Below are 11,814 nucleotides of genomic sequence, written 5' to 3'. Positions count from 1 at the left end.
GCACGGCAATCCGATGAGCGTCGGACAACCCGTCACGCATCGCGACGTCGATGCGCTTGTTGATGTCATCATCGATCAGGTCGGCAAAGAGATCGTGCTCGCCTTGCCGCTCGGTCTGGGCAAGGCCAACAATATAGCCAATGCGCTTTTCGCTCGCGCTGCAGCAGACCCGTCGATCAGTCTCAAAATATTCACGGCCCTGACGCTGGAAGCACCACGCCCGTCCGGCGACATGGAGCGCCGGTTCATGGGGCCGATCGTCGACAGGTTGTTCGGTGGCTACCCGCCTCTCGCCTATGCGCAGGCCATACGCGCAGGAAGGATGCCTGCGAACATCGAGGTCAATGAATTCTTTCTACTGGCGGGCCGATGGCTCGGCAGCCCGCTTATGCAGCAAAGCTATATTGCAGCCAACTACACCCATGCGCTGCGCTACATATTGGACCGGAAGGTCAATGTCGTGGCGCAGCTCGTCGCGCGCGACGATGGCGAACACTTCAATGTGAGCTGCAATACGGACATCACGCTCGATCTTCTGAAAGCGCGCGCAGAGGGGAAAGCGGACTTCATGTTCGTCGGCGAGGTGAATAGCGAACTTCCGCCCATGCCCGGCGAAGCTGTGCTGCCCTCTTCCGCTTTCGCCCATATTCTCGATGGCTACGATTTTCCACTCTTCGGACCGCCCAAGGAGCCGATCGGCCTCACGGACTATGCCATCGGACTTCACGTTGCGGGAATTGTGCCCGATGGCGGCACGCTGCAAATAGGCATCGGCTCGATGGGCGACGCGGTCGCCAAGGGCCTCATTCTGCGCCATCGCGAAAACGATGCTTATCGCGCGGCCACATCGCGTTTATCTCGAACATCCGATGCAGACTTCCGGCACAGCGCGCCTTTCGGTATCGGCCTTTACGGCGCGAGCGAGATGCTTGTCGACTCGTTTCTCGATCTCATCAATGCGGGCGTTCTTAAACGCGAGGTCGACGGCATCGTCCTGCATGCAGGTTTTTTCCTCGGCCCGAGAGCTTTCTACAAAGCGCTGCGAGAGATGCCTGTTGCCGATCTTGCTAAAATCCACATGTCGCCGATTTCATTCGTCAACGAATTATATGGTGACGAAAAGCGGAAGCGCCGACACCGCGTGGGCGCCCGCTTCGTCAATAGCACGATGATGGCCACCTTGCTTGGCTCCGTCATATCAGACGGGCTGGAGGATGGACGCGTCGTCAGCGGCGTGGGCGGCCAATACAACTTCATCGCGCAAGCCTTCGCTCTGGACGATGCACGATCCATCATCACGCTGCGCTCGACGCGCGAGAGCGGCGGCAAGACACTGTCCAATATTCGCTGGAACTACGGCTATACGACGATACCTCGCCACTTGCGCGACATTATCGTCACTGAATATGGCGTGGCGGACCTTCGTGGCAAGACCGACCGCGACACGATCGTCGAGATGCTTGGCGTCACAGACGCACGCTTCCAGGACGCACTGCTTGCCGAGGCCAAGAAATCCGGCAAGATTGAAAAAGAATTCGAGATCCCTGCCATTTTCCGGAAGAACACGCCTGCGCATGTCACTGCGGCGCTTGCGCCGTTGCGCGACGCCAATCTCATTCCGCCCTTCCCCTTCGGCACCGATTTTACCGAGATCGAACAACGGCTGATGCCGGCCCTTCAAATACTTCAGGCCGCGAGCAAATCGCCGACGCAACTGGCGATACTGTTTGTTAGAGGCTTGAGAAATTCGACACATAGTGAGGCGGACAAAGATTGCCTTGCTCGCATGGGCCTCGATCAGCCCACCAGCCTCGGCGCACGCGCTCAAGCCGCGTTGCTACGTGGAGCCTTGTTACGGGCGAGGCCCCAACAATAGAACTCCTTATCGCCCGCGCCGTCCCAAGCGGGCTAGTCCAGATTTCTTAAATAGGTGATGGCCTTTTCAACCTGCGATTTCGACAAATCGCCAATGACCATGCTCGTTCCCGGCGCATATTCGTTCGGATTGAGCAGAAATGCCCGCAGCCTATCCTCCGCCCATTTCCCGCCAAGATTTTTCAGCGCGTCCGAATAATTCGCATAGCTGTCGGACGCGACCTTACGATTCAAAATTCCTGACAATGATGGCGCGGCGTCCGTCTCGTTCGTCACGCCCACATGATGGCATGCCATGCAGTTGATTGAACCCGGCTCTATGACAGGCGCCATTGCTCGCTTGTTCTGATTCAACTCGGCCTGATCGATCGACAGAATTATAAGCTGAGATTGATCCGTCCACAGCGCGATCCGGTTTTCGCTGAGTTCGATCACGTCCCGGATGCGTGGCCCGAACCATATCGGCTCACTATATTTGACGGCGCCGTCCTCATATCTCAGCCGGAAGAGCGTTCCGGCCTTCAACGATGCGACCAGCAGATCACCGTTCCATCGGTCGTTGAAGTCCCTCACCTCGATGAGTTTTCCTGCCGCTATCGACGGAACCCATGCGAAGATCGGCTTTTCATACCCTTCGTGACGTCCCTGATTTTTCGAAAGCGGCCAGGAGTAGCTGCCGTAGTCTGTGCCGTAAGTAACGAAAGGCCAGCCGTAGTTTTTGCCCTCGATGATCCTGTTGAGTTCGTCGCCGCCCTTTGGCCCTTGTTCCGTCGACAGTATCTCACCGCTGCGAAGAACGACCAGACCTTGCGGATTTCTATGCCCCAGAGAGATATTTCTTCGAATCCCGGATTTTAGGTCGATACGAAATATCGATCCCAAATCTCCCGTCGGGTTCTGCGCTTCCTTGCCGGGGTTAAGTACGCCATCCAGATTGTAATCACCGATGGTCAGATAAAGGCCGTTCTTGCCATCGGAAGCCATGCGCCCGCCCGCGCCATTAGCGGCGTAGGAAGTGCCCGGAAGAGTGGTCGAGGTGAAAACTGTTCCCCAATTCTTGTCGAGCGGCTTCAATCCTTCATCCACATGCAGGTCCGAAACGATCAGGCGGGTTTTTCCCGCTTTCGTGTCGAAGAACTCATGAGCGACAAACACGCGATAGGTGCTCTCCCGCTTCACGCAAAAAAGGTCGTGTACGCGAAAATTGCTCTTGGCCGCCGCCATCGGCGATTTGAGAAACTCGTCGTAGTCAGTTGGAAGCAGCGGCCAATCGACCCTGTCGATGGTCTTGTTCGCCAAATCGAATCTGAATGGTTGCCCCAAGCGATCAAGGATTAGGACGCCGTTTCCAATCTGACAGATTGCCCCGGCCGTCGGGCTCATCTTCACATTCGTCGTCAAATTGAACGTTTCAGCTCTCAGCGGCAGGAGCGAAGTCGAGAGAGCTTTTTCAGTTCGATATCCCAGACGCGAGACCGCCCGGATTTCACTCGATTGAAAGCCAACGCGATTTTCAACGAATGAAAACAGGGGCCGAAGCTCATAGTATGGAAAAAACTTGTATCGATCCGATGCAGCGCCATATGCGAATGCAGTCACAAGAACGCCAATAAGAAGCAAGATGCTCCGCGTACGCCCGCCCAAGCATCTTCCAAGTAAGGCGGAGAATGCCGAAGCGAGATTCCGCACTCGTTGCCACGTGGCCATCAGCTTCTCATCACCCTCGCAGAAGCCTCATTCCTACCAGACGCGGGCATCCCCTTCGCAGCTAGCGGAAACACTTATCCCAGCCATCTTTCGAGGAGCGGCACATTGCTGTCGATTAGAGCGGCAAGATCGTCGTCGGTCGTTATTACTACGCAACCACGACGTAAGCCTGTCTCCCATTTTGCGGACACTTTGGGAAAGAAAACCGAAGGCTTCTTGTCGAATGCCGCACTCAAATATTCGAGCGTGAGGGCCATGCCCGGCCCGTAATCATCATAGGTGTAACCGGAATCCGACGGCACCTTGAAATCATCGACCACAATGATGGGACGACGGAATTTTTCTCGAATGAGCACATATTCATCCTTCAGCGGCAGATAGTCATACCAATGCGCGTCCAGATAAAAGAGGCTCCGCTCCGACACCGGGCCATCTATTTTTTTCAAGCCATCAACGGAGTTTTCGATCTCGATGCGAACGTGAGGAGACTTCTTCAGACGCGCGCGCGAAAAAGCGGCAAACCGCGGCACAACTTCAAATGACAGAACAGGAATATTGAATGTGGCGAACCATTCCGTTGTCGTGCCCCGGAATGTTCCAGTTTCGACAATCCGCTCGACCCCGCACCTTTCAATCAGCTCGCGAACGATTTCCAGCCGCGCGGTCTGACCATTCATCGGTCCGCCATAGGGATAGAAGAACTTGCGATGGTTCGACCAGTGGTCCAGACGCCCCGCCCAAGAGGCCGGTATCACACGCGCTATGCTATTGAGAAGTTTCCGCATCGAATTCCTCGTCGGGCGCACGCCCGCTCAATAAAGATCACTAATCAGTTTGGGCGAATAAAGAACCCATCGGCCTGAAGCAATGCTTTGGTCGCCGGATCGCGAAATCCATTGCAGTAGCCAAATAATTTGAAACCTTGTGCCAATATTTCCGTCGTCATTTCGTTGGCCAGCGCCTCACCCTCGTAGAGCTGCACCAGAGACAGCTCTACCTGCAATGCGACAACACGATCCAGAATGCCCGTCATGCCCCTGAAGACCTGACGCTCAAAGCCCTGGGTATCTATTTTCACGTAGAGACGATCATCATCTTGAATGAATGGTTTTGCGGCTTCATCCAGACGTTGAATCGGCACGTCCTCAACACTGACATAGGCGCTATCTGGAAAAGCATCCGTATGCGCACGCAAAATTGGCAGGATCGAAGAGGAACCCGAATAGCCGGAAATGTTGACAGCGACGGTCCCGTTCTCTTCTCCAATAGCCATGCGAGGAGCCGCACGCCAGTTTGGATACTTGCCGCAGGTGTCGTTCAATATCCGGAAAGGTTCGGAGAGAGGTTCAAAGGAAACAATGTGTCGCTTCGCATCCCGCGTCAGGACGTCGCTTGCGAACTGCCCATTATTAGCGCCGACATCGAGAATGCGGTTTGCTCGGCTCGCCCCCAACAAACTGAACGTCAGCGCGATGCTGCTTCCACTCTTGTTGATTCGATTGAGATCGTAGCCCAGCAGCCAAGCCAGCTTTTTCTTGAAGCTTGTCGACATATAGAGACGCCCCTAACGGCTTCTGATTCTTTAACTTTAGCTCAGTACCCAGTGTTACAGCATAACCGGGCTCGTTAAGAAGGCCTTTTGCCGGAGAAAATATCGGGCTCAGAGTGCCTTTGCCTTGCGCCTGATTTTCATGCCGCATTACACGCGTAACGAACCTAGAGACCTGCGCAAGCTTTCGCCATCGATACCGCCGGCCGGGTCCCGGACTATCCAGTCTTTCATCGGCGGATGCCAGAAGGGGTCATATACTTTTATGCCGCCACCCAAGAGACCCGCGCTATAGCTGAGGGCGCTCTTTGCCATGACCAGAATATCCGCACAAACCATATTGTGATAAGTCTCGAAGACATCCTCGTTCAAATACAATTCGCATCCAGCATCAGCATACAGACCGAAAGATGAACGCGCTCCTTGCGAGTAAACGTTCACTTTGATCTGCCTTCCAGCCTCCAGGGCAACACGTTGAATGTCGCTGATGGTACGCATCACCAGATCGTCGCCGGTAAAGCGATTGGCGTGCATGGGATGCGTAGCCGATACGTCTCCACGCCGGACGTGCACACTCACCGTCAACCCGTTCTTCGATTTGTGAAGGGAGATATGTTCCTTGGGCTGCAACCAGTATTTGCGTCGTAACTCTGCCACCACGTCTAAAAAGGCATCGGGATTGCGGTCAGTGTAGTCGAGAAAATGTTGCGCGGCGACGATAGCGTCTTGATCCGTATAAAGATTTTTATGCTTGAGAAATGCCGATACTTCGACGCAACGCTTATCATCAGCGCCGATTGTGCGCTCGCCGGCGCCCAGACTGAAAAAAGATTCCCAACGGTTCGTCCAATCGGCGGGATCGTCCTCCGCATGCGCGACTGAGGAAAAGGGTGTATGGAAATAGGTAAGACCTGTGTCTTTCGCAAATGCGAGCGCGGACATTACCGCCAAGACCTGCGCGCCCCCGCCATCGGTCTTGCCGCGACAGGTGACTCCAATTTTCGAGTTTATGGCGCCGGTCGCAACTTTCCCCGCGAGCTGAATGCTTCGCGGGGTTTTCTTAAGCAACGAATTTAGCCGGTTCAGAATGCGATTGGGCGACAAGCGATCACGATGCAAAATGGGTGATGTCTGATCGCTTTTCTAGCATGACGGCTTGTCCATTTCTACCGAACGGAAAAGGCGACGGGTCCGAGCGTCTTTTCGCCGTCTGCCGTTTCGACAAGTGCCGTAAGGGTGTAAGAGCCGCGCCTGACGCTCCACATAAGTGAGCCACCTGACGTTTGGCCGATCTCGTCGCCATTGATGAGCCATTTCACGGGCTCGTTGGGTGCCACCCCGCCGAGTTCGAAACGGAAAAGCTGCCGGTCGGCGGGCAGACGCGGATCGTAGGCGAGGCGCAGATTGGGCGTCGGGCTTTGAATGAAAGGTCCGGGCACATCGAGCACAGGATGCTTGTAGGAAACGCTGGTCCGATAGTCGAAGACCTGAGCGCAGGCGCCGTCGGCGAAGGCGCAGTTATCTTTGAAATCGAGACCTGCGCTCAAGGCGAGTTTGCCGGTGTTCTGGTCGCGGTTCAGATAGGCAAAGAGGCCGCGCAAGACGAGGCCGGGGCCGGTCGATCCCGTTATCCCATCGGTCGGACTTTGATCGAGGTTGCCCATCCAGATCCCGACTGCGTAGCGACTGTCGAAACCGACCGCCCAGGCGTCCCGGTAGTCCGTGGATGTTCCGGTTTTCACCGCTGTCTGAACCGGCAGATTGAGCGTCGAGTAGCGGCCAAACTCCATGACGCGTGCCCATGGGTCGGAGAGAATATTAGCAACCATCGTTGCCGCCTCGCGGCTCAGGACCTGCGTGCCGTCAATCTTCTGTTTCGTTTGGGCGGCAACGGCGCGCAGCGGTGTGTAGCGCCCTTCATTTGCCAGAGCCGTGAACCCGCGCACGAGCTCGAGCAGCGACACTTCGCCGTTTCCAAGCGCCAGCCCGTCGCCATAAAAACCTGCGGGCTTTGTCAGGTTCGCGAAACCAAGCTCGTGCAAGAGATCGAGATATTTATCCGGGCCGACGAAGTTGACGGCGTGGATCGCCGGAATGTTGAGCGAGTTGCCGAGTGCTTGCCGCACTGTCACATCGCCATAGAATTGGCGGCTGTAATTGTTGAAGCGATGAAGGCCGGTGCCGACCGCTTCGGAAAGCGGTGCGTCTTCGATATGCACGCCGGGCGACCAGCCAGCATCGAAGGCAGCTGCATAGAGAAACGGCTTCAGGGCCGAGCCGGGCTGGCGAGGAGCGAGCACCGCATCGAGGTAGCGACCGGGGGTTGCCACGGCTGTATCCGTGCCCGCGACCACCCATGTCAGTATCTCGCCTGTGCGATGATCTACGACCAGCACTGCCCCATTACGAACGCGGCGATTGGCGAGTGCGGCCAGACGCTGGTCGATCAGGCCTTGCGTGAACTCCATGAGGCCGCTGTCTATCGTGGTATAAACGGTCTCGCCGCCTGCGCGATGCGGAGTTGAGGCAAGCTGGCGTTCGACATAGGAGCGAAAATGCCCGATAGCCGAGCGTCGCGGCGCGGGCTCAAGCCCAAGCGGCGTTTCGACGATGTGTTGCCAATCGTCGCCAGAGAGAAGTCCAGCGTGACGCATTTCGTTGGCGAGATGAAGGCTCCGTCGATCGAGTATCTTCGTGCCGCTGCGGTAGGGGTCAAGGCCTGAAGGCGCGCGCGGAAGAACGGCCAGCGTCAGCATTTCGCGACCGTCAAGCGTGTCGAGATCGCGATTGAAATAGTAGCGTGCGGCCTGCGACACGCCGCGCCGATTGGCAGCATAGGGAACCTGATTAAGATAAAACTCGAATATGTCCGACTTGGTCGCACGGGCTTCCAGTCGCCGGGCGTCGAAACCCTCAAGCCATTTCGACCAGATGGTGCGCGGACGCGGCACCAGCATGCGCACAACCTGCTCGGTGATCGTGCTTGCGCCGCGTACATTTCGGCCGGCGCGCAGGCCTTGCCAGATCGCATGGCCGCGCGCAGTCCAATCGACGCCGCGATGTTTGTAGAAACGCCGATCTTCGGCCGTAAGCACCGCCTGCTGCAACTGGACCGGAACGCGATAAAGCGGGACGCGGTCCTGCACATTCCAGCCGCTGAAATCCTCGGCCAGCGGACGGCCCTGACGGTCAAGCAGAATGCGCGCGGCCGTTGCGTGCGGCTTCAGATTGAGCGTCGCGTCATCGGCAAGGCTTGCCCAGGTGGCGACCGAGATGCTCGCGACAAGGCCGAAGCATGCCAACGCAGCCCAATGCGTCCACGGCCAATGCCGTGGACGGCGGGGCGACCAGTCGAAGCGCGCAATGCTCCATCTGAGCCAGTTCATGTCACGGCTTGTCCTGCACCACGAGCCTGCCCGGCATGCTGAGGCCGAAGACGTCCGGGTCGTACATTTCTTCCGCCTTCAGGGCGCGGCGCGCGAAATCACCTGTCGCAATCGCCTGCGCGACGTAAGTCAGGTGATAGTTGCCAGCGTCCAGATAATCCGAGAAGAACAGCGCGCGATCGTCGCGCAGCTCCTGATGATAGAAGCCCCAAAGACCGGCGGCGTATTCGACCCAATCCTTGTTCTTATACCATTCGCTTCCCTCCGGCGGCGTGAAGTCCGCCTTCGAGGCGTCGACGACCGAGCTGGTGGCGAGGTCGCGATTGACAGGCTCAAGCCCACCCGGCACAGGATCGCTGACGACGACGAAGTTTCGTGCGGAAGGTAGCGAGAGATAGAGATCGACGCGAACAAGCTCGCCGCGACTGATCTGTGCAGGTTCGCCGAGGAGAACCCATTTGCCATCTCGCTCGACGCTATATTCGCGCCGCACTTCGATACCGCTATTGACCGGTTGAGATGCCGCATCAGTGGGGGCATAGGCAAGGCGCGTCGCATAGTAGAGACGCCCCTCCCCTTCGCGCTTCAGCGTCAGCGTGGCTTTGCGACCGGGATCGTTCTCGGCAATGGGCCGCTCCAGTGTCACTGGCGCAGCGCCGACGCCTTGCAGATCGGCCACGCCAATTTCGGCGCCATCAAGCGCCGCCGTTACGTGGAGAGCGGGTGACTCCGCCTCATAGGCGCTTGCATATTCGGCAAGGGCATTGGCGCAGAACATATTCTCCTGCGTATTGCCCCAATAGCCTTCGCTACGCTGGTTCTGAGAAATCGCGCGGACAAGCTTGAAGGCCATCTGCTCGACATATTGCTTCTGTTCCGGCACGCGGCCATAAGCGACGAAGCTCGACAGGATCGCGCAATTGTCGCGGAGCGGCGTCGAGAGAATGCGCTGGAAGCCTTCGCCCTGTTCCTCGCTGAAAAGGAACTTGCCGGATGTCTGGTTTGAATGGGCGAGGATCATATTCACGATTTCTCGAGAGAGCTTCGCGCCGCTTTCATCCTTCAGCGACAGGGCCGCCTGAAGAAGCATGGCATTGCCGAAAAGACCCATGGTTCTGAAGCGCGGACGCAGACGCTCAATGTCTCGAAGCGTGACACGGCCCTGTCGACCAAGTGCCGCCAGCGCGACCGCACGAACGGACGCCGTCATATCCTCGGTGTAATAGGACGGCGCGCTGTCTTTGCGCAGAAACTCCTGCAGATAGGCATGGAGCTTTTCGTCGACGGGCGCGGGCACTTCCGAACCGCGATCATGCAGCCAGGTGAAAGCCAGCGCCGTATAGGCCGAGAGATAAGGATCGACGCGCTCATTCGCCGCGACCCAGTAAGCCATGCCGCCATTCGGCGCCTGGAATTCGGCGGCGCTTCGCATCGCGTCGGTGATCGTCGCGGGCGCCTCCTCCCATGTCAGGCTTTCGGGTAGATATTTGCGCAATGACGCGAAGTTTGCGGCCATCACACTCTTGGTCAGCCGTTGCTCCCAACAGAGGAAGGGATAGGCCGCAATGTAGCGGAAAGCGCCTGCAACATCAGTGACGACTGTCGGGCTCAGAATGACGGAGAGGCTGCCGGCATCGGTACGTATGTCCTTCGGAAAGGCGATGGGCGTTTCCACGTCTGCCGCGTCGGTGGTGCCATAGGCCGTTGCCGTTACGAGGTCGATGCGTTTGTGAACGGGGAGCTTGTAGGCATAGGCATCCTTATCCGATGCGTCTCCGGCAATGACCTTGAATCCGATCATGCCTTGCGTCTGTTCACGCATTGCAGCGACGCTGGCCGCCGTCAATGGCATGAAGACAGTCATGCGCTGATAGGGATCGAGGTCGATTTCTTTCTTGAGGCTGCCGCTCTTCTCGGCGTCGGCAATATTCCCCTCGACCTTCATTTCGACCGTGATATGCCGCTTCTTGTCGGTGCGGTTCATCACGCTGAAACCAGCCGTAAATTTATCGCCCTCCATGACCTGGTTCGGCATGACAGGCCGGATCTCGGTTGCGCGATTGACCTTGAAGCCACCTTCGCCGAGACCAACCTTATCCGTCGGCGTCGCCGCAAGGGCGAGAATGCGCCAGCCTGTGAGATTGTCCGGTGCAGGAAATTCGAATGCTGCATTGCCATTCGCATCGGCACGCAGCGAAGGGTTCCAATAAGCGATATATTTGGAATCGTCGCGGAACTTGAAGTCGGCACCGCCATCGCCACCGGGATTTGCGCCCTTCTTTTCAAATTTCTGGCGCCCGACAAGCTTCAGCAGCAGGTTGTAATTGCGCACATCCAGATTATCGAGGCGATAGAGCCCGCGATATGGATCGAAATAGGCCTTGCCCCCTGTGACCAGATCAAAAACGGCCTGATCTAGAACGGCGACAGCAAGTTCGACCGGCTGGTCCTCGCCCGCATGTCGTGGCGCAGCGCGGAGATTGACCTTCACTGTTTCGCCGGGGCGATATTCCGGGCGCGCTGTCGTCGCCGTCACGACCATTTCGTTATAGGGGTCGGTGACAGGCACGGAGATATAACCCATGCGGAATGCGGGCTTGCCGAGGTCGACGACATTCGCATCAACCGGCTTGTCGATGCGCGGGCTGATGAGCACGACCGAGACGTAGAAGCCGGGCGCGTAGTTCGGCTTCACCGGAAACTCGACGATAGGCGTCGAGCTTGTAAAGGTCTGCACGAAGCGATCTATGACGCCGTAACGCTCGATGGTGATAAGCGCCTTGGCATTCGGATAGGGATTCTTGATGAGGTAGCGCGCCGTATCTCCGACCTTATAGGAAGGCTTTTCGGGGAACATTTGCAGCGCCGTGTCAGGCTCGCTGTCCCACAGCACGACATCGCTGCCTGTCACCCAGAATTCGCTGGATGAGACGTGCTCCTTGCCATTGTGCCCCTTCACCGTCGCGGTGATGCGATATTCACCCGCATCGGCGGGCGTGAAATCGCAGGTTGCGGGCAAGGCTTCCGGCGTTCCCTTGCAGGTGCCTGCCGCCTCCCAGGTGGTGTTGTAGACGGTCTGATAGGCGTTACCCGCGGACTTCACGCGAGCAGCCGTGACAAGCTTGCGTTCGATCTTCAGGTCAGCCGCCGTGTCCTTCACCGGCATGCCCTCGGGATCGACGACAATATAGTTGTAGCTCGCCTGCTTCTTTGCCTGAAAGAGCCAGGCGGTCGGCTTCAAGCCGACAAAGCGATCGGTCGCCGCATATGTGGCATTGACCGAGTTAGCAATGTTCT

General features: G+C 57.3%; 7 protein-coding genes. 1 reads left to right on the top strand and 6 read right to left on the bottom strand.

What is annotated here, in order from left to right; translation table 11 throughout:
- The first annotated feature begins 13 nt into the window (after positions 1 to 13).
- Positions 14 to 1,876, top strand: coding sequence for an acetyl-CoA hydrolase/transferase C-terminal domain-containing protein (locus tag WA943_RS11535; protein WP_424470026.1), 1,863 nt, complete (start codon positions 14 to 16; stop codon positions 1,874 to 1,876).
- Between the two features lie 32 nt (positions 1,877 to 1,908).
- On the opposite strand, the gene WA943_RS11530 is transcribed toward WA943_RS11535, so the two are convergent.
- From WA943_RS11530 to WA943_RS11505, 6 genes are all read right to left on the bottom strand, one after another.
- Complete coding sequence (locus WA943_RS11530) at positions 1,909 to 3,495, bottom strand: PQQ-dependent sugar dehydrogenase (protein WP_424470025.1); 1,587 nt, start codon at positions 3,493 to 3,495, stop codon at positions 1,909 to 1,911.
- Positions 3,496 to 3,656: 161 nt separating this feature from the next.
- Complete coding sequence (locus WA943_RS11525; RefSeq protein WP_424470024.1) at positions 3,657 to 4,367, bottom strand: hypothetical protein; 711 nt, start codon at positions 4,365 to 4,367, stop codon at positions 3,657 to 3,659.
- Between the two features lie 44 nt (positions 4,368 to 4,411).
- A complete protein-coding gene (locus WA943_RS11520) occupies positions 4,412 to 5,134 on the bottom strand; it encodes an FkbM family methyltransferase (protein ID WP_424470023.1) in 723 nt (240 codons plus the stop codon).
- A 147-nt stretch (positions 5,135 to 5,281) separates the two neighbouring features.
- Positions 5,282 to 6,199 (bottom strand): hypothetical protein, encoded by a 918-nt coding sequence (locus tag WA943_RS11515; RefSeq protein WP_424470022.1) that lies wholly within the window; start codon positions 6,197 to 6,199, stop codon positions 5,282 to 5,284.
- Between the two features lie 98 nt (positions 6,200 to 6,297).
- Positions 6,298 to 8,517 (bottom strand): transglycosylase domain-containing protein, encoded by a 2,220-nt coding sequence (locus tag WA943_RS11510; RefSeq protein WP_424470021.1) that lies wholly within the window; start codon positions 8,515 to 8,517, stop codon positions 6,298 to 6,300.
- A gap of 1 nt (position 8,518) precedes the next feature.
- Positions 8,519 to 11,814: alpha-2-macroglobulin family protein (locus tag WA943_RS11505; protein ID WP_424470020.1), on the bottom strand; the 3,296-nt coding region annotated here is incomplete at its 5' end.

The organism is Parvibaculum sp., from assembly GCF_049651025.1.
Taxonomy (GTDB): Bacteria; Pseudomonadota; Alphaproteobacteria; order Parvibaculales; family Parvibaculaceae; genus Parvibaculum.
Note: the sequence above shows the minus strand (reverse complement) of the source record. Positions and strands in the feature narration are given on the sequence as shown.